The organism is Streptomyces sp. NPDC048506, from assembly GCF_040651315.1.
Lineage (GTDB): Bacteria > Actinomycetota > Actinomycetes > Streptomycetales > Streptomycetaceae > Streptomyces.
The window spans coordinates 204893-220115 of the sequence record NZ_JBEZIX010000003.1; the positions used below are offsets into that span (position 1 = coordinate 204893).

At 73.0% G+C, this 15223-nt stretch carries 14 protein-coding genes; 6 read left to right on the plus strand and 8 right to left on the minus strand.

The window, feature by feature from the left end; all coding sequences use genetic code 11:
- Nucleotides 1–17 precede the first annotated feature (17 nt).
- From AB0C96_RS03635 to fxsA, 4 genes are all read left to right on the plus strand, one after another.
- A complete protein-coding gene (locus tag AB0C96_RS03635; protein WP_362913257.1) occupies nucleotides 18–1688 on the plus strand; it encodes an amidohydrolase in 1671 nt (556 codons plus the stop codon).
- A 627-nt stretch (nucleotides 1689–2315) separates the two neighbouring features.
- Nucleotides 2316–3989, plus strand: a complete 1674-nt coding sequence (lnt, locus tag AB0C96_RS03640) for an apolipoprotein N-acyltransferase (protein WP_362913259.1) — start codon at nucleotides 2316–2318, stop codon at nucleotides 3987–3989.
- A complete protein-coding gene (locus tag AB0C96_RS03645) occupies nucleotides 3986–4741 on the plus strand; it encodes a polyprenol monophosphomannose synthase (protein ID WP_362913261.1) in 756 nt (251 codons plus the stop codon). The genes lnt and AB0C96_RS03645 overlap by 4 nt, the downstream gene beginning before the upstream one ends.
- A 117-nt stretch (nucleotides 4742–4858) precedes the next feature.
- Entirely contained in the window at nucleotides 4859–5449 is a 591-nt protein-coding gene (gene fxsA, locus AB0C96_RS03650) for an FxsA family membrane protein (RefSeq protein WP_362913263.1), read from the plus strand.
- A 138-nt stretch (nucleotides 5450–5587) separates the two neighbouring features.
- Here fxsA and AB0C96_RS03655 read toward each other — a convergent pair whose 3' ends face one another.
- The 4 genes from AB0C96_RS03655 to AB0C96_RS03670 form a co-directional block, all read right to left on the minus strand.
- Nucleotides 5588–5965, minus strand: coding sequence for an RNA polymerase-binding protein RbpA (locus AB0C96_RS03655; RefSeq protein ID WP_006601711.1), 378 nt, complete (start codon nucleotides 5963–5965; stop codon nucleotides 5588–5590).
- A 258-nt stretch (nucleotides 5966–6223) separates the two neighbouring features.
- Entirely contained in the window at nucleotides 6224–7573 is a 1350-nt protein-coding gene (locus AB0C96_RS03660) for an MFS transporter (protein WP_362913357.1), read from the minus strand.
- A gap of 122 nt (nucleotides 7574–7695) precedes the next feature.
- Nucleotides 7696–8496, minus strand: coding sequence for a glycerophosphodiester phosphodiesterase (locus AB0C96_RS03665; RefSeq protein ID WP_362913265.1), 801 nt, complete (start codon nucleotides 8494–8496; stop codon nucleotides 7696–7698).
- A complete protein-coding gene (locus AB0C96_RS03670; protein ID WP_362913359.1) occupies nucleotides 8493–9170 on the minus strand; it encodes a hypothetical protein in 678 nt (225 codons plus the stop codon). The genes AB0C96_RS03665 and AB0C96_RS03670 overlap by 4 nt, the downstream gene beginning before the upstream one ends.
- A 107-nt stretch (nucleotides 9171–9277) precedes the next feature.
- On the opposite strand from AB0C96_RS03670, the gene AB0C96_RS03675 reads away from it, so the two are divergent.
- Nucleotides 9278–10783, plus strand: a complete 1506-nt coding sequence (locus AB0C96_RS03675; protein WP_362913267.1) for a PLP-dependent aminotransferase family protein — start codon at nucleotides 9278–9280, stop codon at nucleotides 10781–10783.
- A 91-nt stretch (nucleotides 10784–10874) separates the two neighbouring features.
- Here the strand turns inward: AB0C96_RS03675 and AB0C96_RS03680 are convergent, their stop codons facing one another.
- Entirely contained in the window at nucleotides 10875–12575 is a 1701-nt protein-coding gene (locus AB0C96_RS03680) for a hypothetical protein (RefSeq protein WP_362913269.1), read from the minus strand.
- 186 nt (nucleotides 12576–12761) lie between these two features.
- Nucleotides 12762–12956 (minus strand): hypothetical protein, encoded by a 195-nt coding sequence (locus AB0C96_RS03685; protein WP_033269053.1) that lies wholly within the window; start codon nucleotides 12954–12956, stop codon nucleotides 12762–12764.
- 218 nt (nucleotides 12957–13174) lie between these two features.
- Here AB0C96_RS03685 and AB0C96_RS03690 point away from each other — a divergent pair, with 218 nt between their 5' ends.
- A complete protein-coding gene (locus tag AB0C96_RS03690; protein ID WP_362913361.1) occupies nucleotides 13175–13603 on the plus strand; it encodes a YchJ family metal-binding protein in 429 nt (142 codons plus the stop codon).
- 61 nt (nucleotides 13604–13664) lie between these two features.
- Here AB0C96_RS03690 and AB0C96_RS03695 read toward each other — a convergent pair whose 3' ends face one another.
- Both AB0C96_RS03695 and AB0C96_RS03700 read right to left on the minus strand, forming a co-directional pair.
- Nucleotides 13665–14039 carry an RNA-binding S4 domain-containing protein gene (locus AB0C96_RS03695; RefSeq protein ID WP_362913271.1) on the minus strand — a complete coding sequence of 125 codons (375 nt, stop codon included), beginning with the start codon at nucleotides 14037–14039 and terminating at the stop codon, nucleotides 13665–13667.
- Nucleotides 14040–14095: 56 nt separating this feature from the next.
- Entirely contained in the window at nucleotides 14096–15196 is a 1101-nt protein-coding gene (locus AB0C96_RS03700; protein WP_362913273.1) for a Ku protein, read from the minus strand.
- Nucleotides 15197–15223: the final 27 nt, after the last annotated feature.

The following is a 15223-nucleotide window of genomic DNA, read 5'->3' on the forward strand; positions in this document are numbered from 1 at the left end:
GGGCCAAACTGTCCGGTATGAGCGAGCGCATCCACGACCCGGCACCGCCGTCCTCCCGCTTGGAAGGGCGGTCCGGGCCCCGCACCGTCCTGCTGCGCGGCGGCGAAGTGCACAGCCCCGCGGACCCCTTCGCGACCGCCATGGTCGTGGAGGGCGACCGCATCGCCTGGGTCGGCGAGGAGGGCGCGGCCGACTCCTTCGCCGACGGCGTCGACGAGGTCGTCCCGCTCGACGGCGCGCTCGTCACCCCGGCGTTCACGGACGCACATGTGCACACCACGGCGACCGGACTCGCGCTCACCGGGCTGGACCTGGCCGGCGCCACCACCCTGCCCGATGCGCTGGACCGGATCCGGGCCCACGCCGACGCCCGCCCCTCGGACCGGATCCTGCTCGGACACGGCTGGGACGCCAGCGCCTGGCCGGAGCGGCGGCCGCCGTCCCGCGCCGAGCTGGACGCGGCCACCGGCGGGCGTCCGCTCTATGTCACCCGCGTCGACGTGCACTCCGCGGTCGTCACCACGGCGCTGCTGGACCTGGTCCCCGGCATCCGCGGGCGGTCCGGGTTCCACGCCGACGCCCCGCTGACCGGCGACGCCCACCACGCGGTGCGCAAGGCCGCCTACGCCACCATCACCCCCACCCAGCGCGCCGAGGCCCAGGCCGCCGCGCTCGCCCGCGCCGCCGCCCTCGGCATCGGCACCGTCCACGAGTGCGCCGGGCCGGAGATCTCCGGTGCGGACGACTTCACCGCGCTGCTCGCCCTGGCCCGGGAGGGGGACGGCCCGCGGGTGGTCGGCTACTGGGCCGAGGTGATCGCATCCGCAAAGGAAGCGGAGCGGATCCGTGAACTCGGGGCGATCGGCGCCGCGGGGGACCTCTTCGTCGACGGCTCCCTCGGCTCGCACACCGCCCATCTGCACGCCCCGTACGCGGACGCCGACCACACCGGCAGCGCCCGGCTCGACGCGGACGCGGTCGCCGCCCATGTCGCCGCCTGCACCGAGGCCGGTCTCCAGGCCGGCTTCCACGCCATCGGCGACGCCGCCCTCACCAGCGTCGTCGACGGCGTACGGGCCGCCGCCGACCGCATCGGCCTGGGCCGGGTCCGCGCCGCCCGGCACCGCGTGGAGCACGCCGAGATGCTCACCGAGGCCACCGTCGCCGGGTTCGCCGACCTGGCCCTGACGGCCTCCGTCCAGCCCGCCTTCGACGCGGCCTGGGGCGGCGCCGACGGCATGTACGCCGCCCGTCTGGGAGTCGAGCGGGCCCGCACCCTCAACCCGTACGCCGCCCTGCTCAAGGCCGGTGTGCCGATCGCCCTGGGGTCGGACAGCCCGGTCACCCCGCTCGACCCCTGGGGCACCGTGCGGGCCGCGGTCTTCCACCGCACCCGCGCCCACGGCATCTCCGCCCGCGCCGCGTTCACCGCCCACACCCGCGGCGGCTGGCGGGCCATCGGCCGGGACGACGCGGGCGTCCTGGTGCCCGGCGCACCCGCCGACTACGCGGTCTGGCGCACCGGCGAACTGCTCGTCCAGGCACCCGACGAGCGGGTCGAGCGGTGGTCCACCGACCCCCGGTCCGGCACCCCCGGCCTGCCCGATCTCACCCCCGGCGGCGACCTCCCGGTGTGCCTGCGCACCGTCGTCAGCGGCCGAACGGTCTTCGGGCGGCCGAACGAGTGACATCAGGCGGGCACGTGCGGTTGTGCCAGGTGCCCACAGATACTCGCTCCTCGCCGGGGCGCCCCTGGCTGACCTGGGACGACGCGAAAACCACGCAGGCGGAGCACCTGTTGACAGCAGGCGGTCGACGGCCGGTAGGTTCGGCCGGGTCCACCACCAGGACGTCCGACCGGGAGACCTCCGCGCAGTCGTCGAACGCAGCTGGGCCATGGGGCGGTGCGCCACACCGGCACACCGCCACTGGGAGCCAGGCCCAGCACCAGCGGCACGGGGCGCCGGAACTTCTCGACCGGGCGGGGGTCCCTCCCGGCTCCGCACGGGCCCGGGGGAAGGTGCGACCCGGGTGGGGCCCGGACGCTCAGTAGACAACGGCTTTCGGTCGACCCGCAGCCAGCGGGTCCCAGGTCGGCCCGAAGGGCGCCGGGCCCCCAGGGCGCTTCTCAACGGGATCCCGTCCCCGATCCGTGCCCCGTGGTGGCCGCCGGCCACCCTTCCGCGGGGGTTTCCCCTTTTCCACACCCCGCATCCGCAATGCGGGCCTTCCGATGTACGGTCTGCTCACACCTTCCGCCAGGCTCCCGAGGAGCCGGGAGGGCCCCATCCGACCTGCAGGAAGGCCCGGCGACCGTGCCATCGGGTTCCGACACCACAGCAGCAGCCGTCAGCGGCACCGCGCCGGACGGCCCGGTGCCGTCCGCCGGGACCGCCGAGCCGGCCGCGCCTGCCCGACCCGGACGGGCCCGGCGGCTGGCCGCGCTGGCCCGCCGTCCGGCGCCGCGTACCGGCCTCGCGGTGGTCTGTGGTGTCGCGCTGGCCCTGGCGTTCCCGCCGTACGACCTGTGGCCGCTGTCCCTGCTGGCGGTGGCCGCGCTGTCGCTGCTGACCCACGGCCGGACCGCCCGCCAGGGCGCCTGGACCGGCCTGGCGTTCGCGGTGCCGTTCTTCCTGATCCTGCTGAAGTGGCTGCACGTGGTCGGCTGGGACGCGGTGGTCGGCCTGTCGATCGCCGAGGCGCTGTTCGTGACGCTGATGGGTGTCGGCCTCGCCGTCACCTCCCGGCTGCCCGCCTGGCCGCTGTGGGCCGCCTGTCTGTGGGTCGCCCAGGAGTGGGCCCGCGACCGGGTGCCCCTCGGTGGCTTCCCCTGGGGCCGGCTGGCCTTCGCCAACACCGGCTCGCCGTTCACCCCGCTCGCCGCGCTCGGCGGTGCCCCGCTGGTGACCTTCGCGGTGGCGCTGTCCGGTGCCCTGCTGGCCGCGTGCGTCCTCGCCCTTCGGGGGCGGCGCGGCAGCGGCGCGCTGCGCCGGGTGGTCCCGGCGCTGGAGGCGTTCGGGCTGGCCGCCGCGGTGGCCGTGGCGGGCCTGTTCGTCCCCGTCCACACGAAAGCCGACGACACCGTCGACATCGCGGTCGTCCAGGGCAATGTGCAGCAGCCCGGCATGGACTTCCTGGGCCGGCCCATGAAGATCCTCGACAACCACGCGAGGGCCACCGAGAAGCTCGCCGAGGACATCAAGGCCGGCCGCGCCAAGAAGCCGGACCTGGTCATCTGGCCGGAGAACTCCTCCGACCTCGACCCGTTCCAGTACCCGCAGGCCTACGACCGGATCGACGAGGCCGTCAAGGCGATCGGTGTGCCGGTCCTCGTGGGGGCCCTGGTCGACCACCCCACCAAGAAGGGCTACGTCTTCAACGAGGGCATCGTGTGGGACCCGAAGAAGGGTCCGGGCGCCTCGTACACCAAGCAGCATCCGGTGCCGTTCGGCGAGTACGTGCCGTTCCGGGAGCAGCTCAGCAAGATCATCACGCGCCTCCAGCGGGTGCCCCGCGACTTCTACCCCGGGGACCACACCGGGGTGCTCGACGTGGGCCCCGCCAAGCTCGGCGACGTCATCTGCTTCGAGGTCGCCTACGACGAGATCGTCCACGACACCGTCGACGCCGGCGCCCGCGCCCTGGTCATCCAGACCAACAACGCCACCTACGGCCGCACCGGCCAGCCCGAACAGCAGTTGGCGATGTCCAAGCTGCGCGCCGTCGAACACGGCCGGGCCGTGGTCACCGCCGCCACCAGTGGGATCAGCGCCGTGGTGTCCCCGGACGGCCGGATCGTCCACCGGATTCCCGAGTTCACCCAGGGCGTGGTCTCCGCGCGCATCCCGCTGCGCGACGAAACGACGCTCGCCGACCGCGTCGGAGCGACCCCCGAGTGGGTGATCGCTATCGTGGGCCTGATGTCCTGTGCCGCCGCGGTAGTGGCCGGGCGGCGCGGGCGTACGAAGGACGAGAAGGGGCAGCAGTGACAGACGGACAGCGGCAGTACGGTCCGCTCGGCACCACGTTGGTGATCATCCCGACGTACAACGAGGCGGAGAACATCAAGCCGGTCGTCTCCCGGGTGCGGTCCGCCGTTCCCGAGGCGCACGTCCTCGTCGCGGACGACAACAGCCCCGACGGCACCGGCAAGCTCGCCGACGAGCTGGCCGCCGAGGACGAGCAGGTCCACGTCCTGCACCGCAAGGGCAAGGAGGGCCTCGGCGCCGCCTACCTCGCGGGCTTCCGGTGGGGCATCGAACAGGGCTACGGCGTGCTGGTCGAGATGGACGCCGACGGCTCGCACCAGCCCGAGGAGCTGCCGCGGCTGCTCACCGCCCTCAAGGGCGCCGATCTCGTCCTGGGCTCGCGCTGGGTGCCCGGCGGCCGCACCGTGAACTGGCCCAAGTACCGCCAGTTCATCTCGCGCGGCGGCAGCACGTACTCCCGGCTGGTGCTGGACCTGCCGCTGCGCGACATCACCGGTGGCTACCGCGCCTTCCGTGCCGAGACCCTCAAGGGCCTGGGCCTGGACGAGGTGGCCTCGCAGGGCTACTGCTTCCAGGTCGACCTGGCCCGCCGCGCGGTGCAGGCCGGCTACCACGTCGTCGAGGTCCCGATCACCTTCGTCGAGCGGGAGTACGGCGACAGCAAGATGAGCCGCGACATCGTCGTGGAGGCGCTGTGGCGGGTGACGGCGTGGGGAATCGGCTCCCGGGTGGACAAGCTTCGCGGCCGGTGAGCCGGTGAGCCGGTGAGCCGGTGAGCCGGAGGGCCGGGCTGACGCCCGCGTCCCGTAGGTGATCCCGTCCCGCGACCCTTAGGGGGTGCCGCCGGGCGGGCCAGGCACACTTGAGGCATGACGTTCGGAGCCACGCCCTCGACGAGTCCCCGCCCGCCCCAGCGCTCGCCCGCCCGCCGGTTCGTCCCGTTGGGCATCGCGGCCTGGATGGTGCTGGAAATCTGGCTGTTGACCGTGGTCGCCGGTGCCACCAACGGTCTGACCGTCTTCCTGCTGCTGGTCGCGGGCGTGATCGCGGGCGGCTACGTGGTCAAGCGGGCCGGCCGCCGCGCGTGGCGGAACCTCACCGAGAGCCTCCGGACCGTCGACGATCCGTCGGCGCCGCCCAAGCCCGCCTCGTCCGGCACCGGGCGGTCCGGCGGCGACCGCACACCGCAGCTGGCCGGCGGGGTGCTGCTGATGGTCCCCGGTCTGCTCTCGGACGTGGTGGGGCTCCTCTGCCTCTTCCCGCCGACCGGGAAGCTGATCCGGCGCCGCGTCGATCGGCTGGTGAAGCGGCGGGCCGCCGCCGCCCCGGCGGATTCGTTCGGCGGCGCCTTCCAGCAGGCCTGGATACACCGGCCGGACGGCAAGATCGTCCAGGGCGAGGTGATCCGCGAGGACGACCCCCCGGCCCCGCGCCGTCAGGATCCGCCGCTGACCGGCTGACCGGCTGACCGGCTGACCGGCTGACCGGCTGAGCGCGCGCCGGGCGGACGGCCCGGCGGACGGCATGCGAAGAGCACAAGGGCCGGGGCCACTGCACAGTGCAGTGGCCCCGGCCCTTTGCGTGCTGCAGTCCCGCCGTCAGGCGGACTTGCGGTTGGTGTCGCGCGGATGCACGGCGATGTTCATGGTGCCGGAGCGCAGGACGGCCAGCCGCTCGGCCAGCACCTCCTCGAGCTCCTCGCGGGTGCGCCGCTCCATGAGCATGTCCCAGTGCGTACGCGCGGGCTTCCCCTTCTTCTCCTCAGGGCCGTCGCCATCCACCAGAAGAGAGGGTGCACCGCAAACCTTGCACTCCCACTCCGGCGGAATCTCGGCCTCAACCGAGAACGGCATCTCGAATCGATGTCCGTTCTGGCATGCGTACTCCACCGCCTGGCGCGGGGCCAGGTCGATGCCGCGGTCGGTCTCGTAGCTGGTCACCACGAGTCGCGTGCCGCGGAGAGCTCGCTCACTCATGAATCGTGCCTCCCGGGCTTGTCGCCCACAGGACAGGTGTCGCTGTCGTCGTCATCCGGTCAACGTCCGGTCGGCGGTGAAGATTCCCGAATTCGGGACATGTGCGTCGCCCGTCGTGCCGCCCCTTGTTGTACCCACCAGCGCCCGGTTTGTCACATCTGGCAGCAGATGTCACCCAACGCCTTCGAGAGATAAGCGCGCAGTAACGGTCCGCCTGGTGAGTCAACGGCGTATACTACCGGCCCCCGCACTCCGGTACTAAATCCGGTCAGGTACCGGATTTCCGGCCGCGGCGATCGCCCGCCGCACCGGCACCCTCGCCAGCAGGACAAATCCGATCACAAAGAACGCCACCAGGGACACGATCGCGTCCCGGTAGCTCCCGGTCAGCTGGTAGGCGACGCCGAACACCAGCGGCCCCAGCCAGCTCACGCCCCGGTCGCTCATCTCGTACGCGGAGAAGTACTCCGCCTCCTTGCCGCGCGGCACCAGATGCGAGAACAGCGAACGCGACAGCGCCTGGCTGCCGCCCAGGACGAGGCCGATGCCGACCGTCAGGGCGAAGAACCACACCGGCTCCCGGGCGGGCAGGAAGTAGCCGGCCGTGATCGTCAGCGCCCAGGCGACCAGGGAGCCCAGGATCGTCCGCTGTGCGCCGTACCGCCGAGCGAGGCGCCCCATCAGCAGCGCGCCCGCCGCGGCCAGCGCCTGGACCAGCAGGATCGCCAGGATCAGGGTCGTCTGGTCCAACCGGAGCTCCTCGGAGCCGTAGACGGACGCCTGGGTGATCACCGTCTGTACGCCGTCGTTGTAGACGAGGTAGGCCAGGAGGAAGGCGAGGGTGAGCGGGTGGCGGCGCATGTCGCGCAGCGTCTCCCGCAGCTGGCGCCACCCCTGGCCGAGTACGGCGCCGGCCGGCCCGCCGGTCCCGCCGGCCGTCACCCGCCGGTCGCGCAGCCGGCGCAGCGGGATCACCGAGAACGCCCCCCACCACAGCCCCGCCGACGCCAGGCAGATGCGCACCGCGGCGCCCTCGGAGAGCCCGAAGGAGTCGTGTGCGGCGAAGAGGGCCAGGTTCGCCACGAGGACCAGCGCCCCGGCCGCGTAACCGAAGGCCCAGCCGCGGGAGGAGACCGCGTCCCGCTCGTCGGGCTCGGCGATCTGCGGCAGGAAGGAGTTGTAGAGCATCGTGGACAGCACGAACGACACATTCGCGACGATCAGCAGCGCCCCGCCCAGCAGGTAGCGGTCACCGTCCAGGAAGAACATCCCCGTCGTCGCCGCCGCGCCGACGTAGGCGCAGCCGCCCATCAGCGGTTTCTTCCGGCCGGTCCGGTCGGCCAGTGCCCCGACGAGCGGCATCGCCAGGACGGACAGCAGCAGCGACGCCGACACCGTGTACGCGTAGAAGGAGCCGGCCCGCACCGGTATGCCCAGGGGGTGCACCATGCCGTGCGGGTCCGCCGCGGCCTTCGCGACCGAGGTGAGGTACGGGCCGAGGAACACCGTCAGCACGGTCGTCGAGTAGACGCTGTTCGCCCAGTCGTACCAGTACCAGCCGCGTTGCTCACGGCGCCGGGCGGCCGCCTCGTCGGCGCCCCCGGCCATGGTTCGTGTGCGCTGCACGCCCGCCCCCGTCTTTCCGTCCCCGTTCACCGCGGCGGCCGGGCGACGGAGGAGGCGGGTGCCGGCCGCATGGCGTATCCGGGGCGTGTCCGATGGGACATGCCCTAGACCCAACACCCCCGCTCGGTCAGCACCGTGCGCAGCGTCTCTGTTTCGTCGGTCATGATGCCATCCACGCCGAGGTCCAACAGGGCGTTCATGCGATCCGCGTCATTGACGGTCCACACGTGGACCTGCATGCCCAGCGCATGCGCGGCACGCAGGAAGAGTGGATCGACGACCGGAATGCCGGACTGCCGCTCGGGGACCTGGACGCAGACCGCACTGCGCCGCACCGCCGCGCCCAGGAGCCGGTCGAGCGGCAGCACCCCACGGCCGTAGGAGCGCAGCCGCAGACCGGCCACGCCCCGGGTGCCGAGCGAACTCGCCATCCGGCCGCCGGCCAGCCGCTGGGCCCGCGCCACCCGGGCCTCCGAGAACGAGCCGACGCACACCCGGTCCCAGGCGCCGGTGCGGCGCAACAGGTCGAGCAGCGGGGACAGCGCGGCCTCCGCCTTGAGGTCGACGTTCCAGCGTGCCTCGGGGAACTCCTCCAGCAGCTCCTCGAAGAGCGGCAGCGGCTCGCGGCCGGCGACCCGGGCCTGGCGCACGGCCCGCCAGGGGAGCCGCTCGATGGTGCCGCTGCGGTCGGTGACGCGGTCGAGCGTCGGGTCGTGGAAGGCGACCAGTCGTCCGTCCGACGTGGCGTGCACATCGGTCTCCAGATAGCGGTAGCCGAGGTCGACCGCGTGGCGGAACGCGGCGGCGGTGTTCTCCAGTCCGTCCGCGGCCCCGCCCCGGTGGGCGAAGGGGAGCGGTGTGGGGTGGTCGAGGTAGGCGTGGCGGATGCGTGTCGCTGGGGTCACTCCGGCAGTATGGCGCGCGCAGGTGAAGCGGTACCGCGGGCCACCACCCGCGACGGCTGCTCGGGCAGCCCGGTGATCGCGAAGAGCCGGAGGAAGAGCTGCGCCAGTGGCCCGATGGCCACCGCGTAGACGACGGTGCCGGCGCCCACGGAGCCGCCGAGCAGGAAGCCGGCGGCCAGCACCGCCACCTCGATGCAGGTCCGCACCAGCCGGACCGGGCGGCCGGTGCGGACATGCAGCCCGGTCATCAGCCCGTCGCGCGGGCCCGGCCCGAACCGGGCGGAGATGTACAGACCGGTCGCCGCGCCGTTGAGCAGGACGGCGAACGCCAGCAGCGGGATCCGGGCGCCGAGCCCGTGCAGCTCCGGCAGCCAGGCCAGGGTCGCGTCCATCACGACACCGAGGATCACCACGTTGGAGACCGTGCCCAGACCGGGGCGCTGGCGCATCGGGATCCACAGCAGCAGGATCAGCGCGCCCGCCACGATGGTGACGGTTCCGATCGACAGCCCCGTATGACGGGATATGCCCTGGTTCAGTACGCTCCAGGGCTCCAGTCCCAGGTCGGCGCGGACCATCAGGCCCATGCTCACGCCGTACAGCACCAGGCCGGTGTAGAGCTGCACCAGCCGGCGCGCCAGCAGGCCCCGCCGCGGACCGGCTCCCCTCGTCATGGACACGAAAATTCCCCCTCCTGGCAGGATTGGACCGACGCATGACACCATGTGGCGTGTCGGGACTCGGGAAGTAGAGCCAATTCGAGGAAGGTGGACTGATCTTCATGGCTCAGTGGACCTCGGCGGTGGGGGCACCCCAACTCGCCCGGCTGCTCCGGTCGCAGGACCCGCGCGCCGCCCAACTCGCGGTCGGCGGACGCCGGTTGCCCGCCTATCGCAGCCTCGCCGACGGCGTGCGCCTCCTCGTCCTCGAAGGTCGGGTGCCGGTCGCCGCCCGGCTGCCCGCCGAACGCGAACTGGCCGCGGCCTTCGGCGTCAGCCGCACCACCGTCGCCGCCGCCTACGAAGCGCTGCGCGCCGAGGGGTTCCTGGAGTCCCGGCGCGGCTCCGGCAGTTGGACCGCCGTCCCGGCCGGCAACCCGCTGCCCACCCGCGGCCTGGAACCGCTGCCGCCGGAAGCCGCCGGCTCCATGATCGACCTCGGCTGCGCCGCCCTCCCGGCCCCCGAGCCCTGGCTCACCCGTGCCGTCCAGGGCGCGATGGCCGACCTCCCGCTCTACGCCCACACCCACGGCGACTACCCGGCCGGCCTCCCCGTCCTGCGGCAGGCCCTCGCCGACCGCTACACCGCCCGCGGCATCCCCACCATGCCCGAACAGATCATGGTGACCACGGGCGCGATGGGCGCCGTCGCCGCGATCTGCCGCCTCTGTACCGGCCCCGGCGAGCGGGTCGCCGTCGACTCGCCCTCGTACGCCAACATCCTCCAGCTGATGCGGGACGCCGGCGCCCGGCTGGTCCCGGTCGCCCTCGGGGAGCGGCTGGCCGGCTGGGACATCCCGGCCTGGCGCCAGGTCATGCGCGACGCCGCGCCCCGTATGGCGTACGTCGTAGCCGACTTCCACAACCCCACCGGCACCCTCGCCACCGAGGACCAGCGCCGCCGCATGGTCGATGCCGCACGGTCGGCCGGCACCCTGCTGGTCGTCGACGAGACCATGACCGAACTCCAGCTGGACCAGGACATGGAACCGCCCCGCCCGGTCTGCGCGTTCGATCCGGCAGGCAGTTCCGTGATCACCGTGGGCTCGGCGAGCAAGGCGTTCTGGGCCGGGATGCGGATCGGCTGGGTGCGCGCCGCGCCCGACATCATCCGCAGCCTGGTCGCTGCCCGCGCCTACTCCGATCTGGGCTCACCGGTCCTCGAACAGCTCGCCATCGCCTCCCTGCTGACGGGCGGCGGCTGGGAGCAGGCCGTCGACATCCGTCGGGACCAGGCCCGGGAGAACCGCGACGCGATCGTGGAGGCGCTCCAACGGCACCTGCCCGACTGGGAGTTCAGCATCCCCCGCGGCGGCCTCACGCTGTGGGTGCGGACCGGCGGGCTCTCCGGCTCCCGGATCGCCGAGGCGGGGGAGCGGCTCGGGGTGCGGGTGCCCTCCGGCCCTCGGTTCGGGGTCGACGGCGCCTTCGAGGGCTTCGTCCGACTGCCGTTCACGGTCAATGGAGCGGTCGCCGACGAGGCCGCGGTCCGGCTGGCCGGCGCCGCGCGCCTGGTCGCCACGGGCGCCCCGGCGGAGACCGACGTGCGACACACCTTCGTCGCCTGACGGCCCGTCGCCTCCGCGCGGTGCCGGGCGCGGTCCCTCCGGCCCGGCGCCGACACGGAGATCGGGAAGAAGGAGATCGGGAAGAACTCGCCTAGGCCGTGCGGGATCTGCTGCCCTTGACCATCGACACCCGGGGGGACGCGACCATCGGCTCGGCGGCCGGACCGGTCCCGTCCGTCCCCGAGGGCGCACCGTCCGGCGCGGCCCCACCATCCGCCGTGCCGTGTGCCAGTGCGCCCGCCGTGTCCTCCGCCTGCGCCGGCACCGCGTGCTCCGGCAGCAGCGTCAGCACGGCCTGCCGGTGCGTCTCGCCCGTCGCGTCGTCGAACGGGTCGGGCGTGGCCGGAACTTGGAGCCTCAGGACGGGTGCGGCGCCCAGCCGTGCATAGCCGCGCCCCGGCGGCACCTGTGCGGTCGGGGTGGTGTGCGGCGGCGCCCCGAGCACCGCGCGGACCTCCTCCGCGGTGGCGGGACCGAGTACCACCCGCGCCTTGGTGTGCGCCCGCACCGGATCGCTGAGCAGGTCCGCGCCGTCGAACTGGTCGGCCACCACCACCGTGACCTGGGCCGCCCGGCCGTGCCGCAGTGGGACCTGTAGCCACCGCTGCGGATCGTCCCGGCCCTCGGCGGCCGCCACATGGGTGAGCGCGGTCAGCCGGTCCACGATGATCCACAGCGGCCGGCGGGTGTCGTCCGGCGCGGGTCTGCCGGCCTGCCGTTCCCGGTTCGCCGTGATCAGCCGCCGTTCGGTCTCGTGCGACGCCCACTCCAGCGTCGCCAGCGCTCCCACCAGCCCGCTCTCCACCGCCAGTACGCCCTGCCGCCCGACCAGACACCCGAACTCGCCGGTTCCGGTGCCGTCGACGACCACCACCTCGCCGTGCTCCAGCGCCTGTAGGGCGATCGAGCGGAGCAGCGTGGTGGTGCCGGTCCCCGGCTGCCCCAGGGCCAGCAGATGCGGCTCGGTGGAGCGCGGCCCGGTGCGCCAGACCACCGGTGGTGCGTCCCGGGTCTCCTCCCCGGCCGTGACCGGCAGGGTGCGCGGTACGGCGTCCGGGTCGGTGAAGCCCAGGACCGTCTCGCCGGGTGCGGTGACGAAGCGCTGCGCGGCGATGTCGGCGGGGAGCGCCGCGAGCACGGTCACGGTGAGCTGATTGGCCAACTCGTCCCAGTCGAAGTGGTACTCCCGGCCGCGTCCGGCCTTGGCGTACAGCACCTGCTCGATCCGGGCCCGGGACTGGTTCTCGCCGTCCGTGAAGTACGCCGGGTACTTCAGCCGCAGACGCTCCAACCGCCCGTCGCCGTCGAAGGCGTGGTCGACGAAGGCCCGCCCCCAGTCACCACCGTGCGTGTAGAGCGGGCCGGGGTCGCCCTCGGCGGAGAGGTACGGGACCAGCGCCTCGTACAGGGACCGCAGCCGCTCGGTCTCCGCCTCGCTGGGGCCGGTCTCCACGGGGGGCCGCTCCCGCCCGGCCCAGGCACCCGCGCCCATCGCCACGATCAGGGCGAGCAGCGGCCCGTACGGGAGCAGGGCCACCACCAGCACGCATGCGCCGACGAAGAACAGCAGCGGACCACGGCTCTCCTTGGGCGTCGCGGCCCACCGTCCCCGGGCGGCCGTCGCCAGCCGGCGCAGCCCCCGGCCGATGGTGATCAGCGGGTGGAACACGTCGGAGGCGCCGTCGGCGGCGGTGCGCGCGAGGTCGCGGCCGCGGGCGAGCGAGGCCCGGTCGGCCAGGCGGGCGAACCGTGCGCTGTCGGTCAGGATGCGGGGCAGAGGGCGCCGGGCCACGTCTTCTCCTGTTGCTCGTGCGGTGGTCTGGGGGCTCGGCGTGGGCGACGAGCCGGGGCGCGGACGGAACGCGGAGCCGCCCGGACGGAACCTGGTGCGGCCCGTTCGGGCGGGGCCCGCGGTGGTGCGCCGGAGGAGGACGTCGGGGCGGACGCCGGACGGTCCGCGCCACGGAGGAGAGATCCCCTAGAGCTTGATCCCCCCGAGGAGGCTCGCCAGGCTCGCCCCGCCGGCCTTGATGCTCGGGGCGATGGCGGAACTGGCGAGATAGAACCCGAAGAGTGCGGAGATCAGGGCGTGGGACAACTTGAGCCCGTCTTTGCGGAAGAAGAGGAAGACGATGACACCGAGCAGGACGACGCCTGAAATGGACAGAATCATGGGGGGTTCTCTCCTGGGTGGTGGGGACGGTCACCATGAGTTCTTCCAGCCTCACAGTAGGCATCAAGCCAGAAAAAGCTGCAAATGGGTGATTTATCGTTGAAATTCCCTATATGGGCGCAGCTTTTACGCGTGTCGCCTCGGCGTGTCGCCGGCGTGTCGCATCCGTCCCCGTGGACCGGCACAATCGTCGGGTGCCGAAATCGAAGAAGAAGCCGCTGGCGGGGGCGGTGCGCGGGCCGCGCCGTCCGGCAGCCGTCACCCCCACCGCACCCTGCCCCTGCGGGCGCGCCGAGACCTACCGCGACTGCTGCGGCGCCTTCCATGAGGGGCGCACCACCGCCCCCACCGCGGAGCGGCTGATGCGCTCGCGCTACAGCGCCTTCGTCGTCGGCGACACCGCCTATCTGCTGCGCACCTGGCACCCGACGACCCGCCCGGCCGACCTCGACCTCGACCCCGCGCAGCGCTGGACCGGCCTGGACATCCTCGGCGCGACCGGCGGCACCGCCTTCCACGCCGAAGGCACCGTGGAGTTCCGCGCGCACTACAGCCTGCACGGGCGCACCGACAGCCAGTACGAGCACAGCCGGTTCGTCCGTGAGCACGGCGCATGGGTCTATCTGGACGCCCTGCCCGGTAGCTGAGGGGTGCCCGGCCGGGCCCTGCGGCCGCTGCCGCGGCGCAGGTCCCTGCGCCGGCGGGTGGTCAACGTCCGCGCAGTTGGTCGATCTCGCGGCGGTCGCGCTTGGTGGGCCGACCGGTGCCGCGGTCGCGCAGGGCCATCAGCGGCGCCTCCTCGCGCGGCGGGGGCGGCGGGCTGTTGTCGATGAAGCACTCGGCGGCGATCGCCGCGCCCACCCGCTTGCGCACCAACCGCGAGACGACCACGATCCGCTCCCGTCCGGCGTGCCGCAGCCGCACCTCGTCGCCGTTGCGCACGGCATGGGCCGGCTTCACCCGCTCGCCGTTGACCCGTACGTGCCCCGCGCGACAGGCCGCCGCGGCCAGCGAACGGGTCTTGGTGAGCCGTACGGACCAGATCCAGCTGTCGATGCGGGTGGTCCCCTCGTCTGAAGCCATACCCAGACTCTAGAACGGGCCGGGCGGGCGTGGGGCGCGGTGGGCGGCGGGGCCGTTCAGCCGGACTTCTTGGCGGTGGATTTTCCGGCGGTGGCCTTTTTCGGCACGGCCTTTTCGGGCGTCGACTTCCGTGCGGTCTTCCCAGCGGTCTTCCCAGCGGTCTTCCCAGTGGACTTCCCAGCGGTCTTCCCGGTGGAATTGGCCGCGGTCTTCTTTGTGCTGCTTTTCGCCGTGGACTTCTCGGCCGCGGTGCCGGACGTGCTCCTGCCGGCCGTCGTGGTCTTCTCCGCGGCGGCCTTCTTCGCGGTCTTCTTCGTGGCGGACTGCCGGCCCGCCGCCCGCCCTCGCAGGGGCGTCACCGACGCCGCCTCCGCGTCCGGTGTCCGGCCCGACCGCGCGGCCTGCACGCTCCGCTCCAGGGCCGCCGTCAGATCGATGACCCGGGCGCCGGACGGCGGGGCCGGGGCGGCCGGCTGCTCACCCTCCAGCTTCGCGGCGACCAACTCCTCGACCGCCTCCTTGTAGTCGTCATGGAGTTCGGCCGGATCCAGCTCGCCGAGTGAGTCCATCAGCATCTCGGCCAGCGTCATCTCGTTCTCGCGGATCTCGACGTCGTCGGGGACGACACCGGTGGCGGGCCGGATCTGATCGGGCCACAGCAGCTGGTGCATCACGATCGCCCCGGCGTGCGCCCGCAGCATCGCCAGCGACTCCCGCCCCCGCATCGCCACCTTGCCGATCGCGACCTTCCGGTGGTGCTCCAGCGCCTCCCGCAGCACCGCGTACGGCTTGACCGCGGCCGCCCCGTTGGGCCCCAGGTAGTACGCCTTGTCCATCTGGAGCGGGTCGATCTCGCCGGGGTCGACGAACGACAGGATCGACAGCGTCTTGGCGGTCGGTGCCGGCAGCCGCGACAGGTCGTCGTCGGTGACCGGCACGACCACCTCGTCGCCGGGCGGCTGGTAGCCCTTGCCGACCTCTTCGTTCGGGACCTCCTCGCCGTCCAGCTCACAGACCTTCCGGTACTGCACCGGCGCGCCGTCCTTCTCGTGGATGCGGACGAAGGAGACCGACGAGGTGCGGTCGGTGGCGCTGTAGGTCTTCACGGGGATGGTGACCAGACCGAACGAAATCGATCCATTCCAAATAGAGCGCATCTGTCATCCCTTGTGTGGGATTCTCAT